The following is a 796-nucleotide window of genomic DNA, read 5'->3' as shown; positions in this document are numbered from 1 at the left end:
TAAAGCATAACAAACGCTTCAAGAGGGACTTCCAACGCGTGGCATTTTTATTATGCGTTGATTTTGGTGATTACGGTGTTATGCGGAAACTTGGTAGTAGCGTTGTCAGCCCCTTAAGCGGGCGTTATGTTTAATCACCAAAAATCAGTGGATTATGGTTTTTCTTTGTTCTCTCGGCTGATTGGTTTTGTGTTTGTCGGCAAGTTGGCTTCAGCGGGCGCTGTTTTCCGGACATCTATTCTTTGGTGCTGGAAATTCAGAGAATTGCCTCAGTCGATTTTCGAGTATGCGCGAGGTTGGTTCGGCTGGCTCAATCAATATTTTGATCACAGGTTTTTGGGCTTGAATTGCCGAAATTCAAAGTCTGTTTTTCAAATCTATGAGTCGTTTCAGTTTTTCAGGTCTTGGCTTTTGTTTGTCAGTCAAAAGCGAGTTAATCTTGGTTTTGGTAAAACGTAAGTCGTTGAAGCTTAAACATAACAAACGGTTCAAGAGGGACAGCCAACGCGTGGCATTTTTATCATGCGTTGGTTTTTGTGGTTACGGTGTTATGCGGAAGCTTGGTTATGGCGTTGGCTGCCCCTTAACCGGGCGTTATGTAACCGTAAAGAAAAAAGACCACAATGCATTGAAAAGTAGATGTTTTTTATGATTGATCTAATTTCAATTTCGATTTTCTCTGAGTGGGTTTTGTGCATGTTGATTTAGCTTTCGGCTTCTTTGTTCTTCGAGTTTTCCGTTTTTTCTTAATGGTAAAGTGGGTTTGCGATAAGTTTAGTGGTAGTCATTTTTTTCT

Annotated in this window: 1 protein-coding gene; it reads left to right on the top strand. The window is 40.7% G+C overall.

Going from position 1 to position 796, the window contains the following annotated elements; translation table 11 throughout:
* Positions 1 to 126 precede the first annotated feature (126 nt).
* Complete coding sequence (locus tag FKN05_RS16505; protein ID WP_170888023.1) at positions 127 to 459, top strand: hypothetical protein; 333 nt, start codon at positions 127 to 129, stop codon at positions 457 to 459.
* Positions 460 to 796: the final 337 nt, after the last annotated feature.

This window comes from Vibrio sp. 1-1(7) (genome assembly GCF_013048485.1).
GTDB classification, from domain to species: Bacteria; Pseudomonadota; Gammaproteobacteria; order Enterobacterales; family Vibrionaceae; genus Vibrio; species Vibrio fujianensis.
The sequence above is the reverse complement of the archived record's forward strand: the minus strand, read 5'-3'. Positions and strand labels throughout refer to the sequence as shown.

Excerpts from the sequence above, each read along its gene's own strand:
- FKN05_RS16505 (WP_170888023.1), top strand. The coding sequence starts at position 127 with ATGTTTAATCACCAAAAATCAGTGGATTATGGTTTTTCTTTGTTCTCT.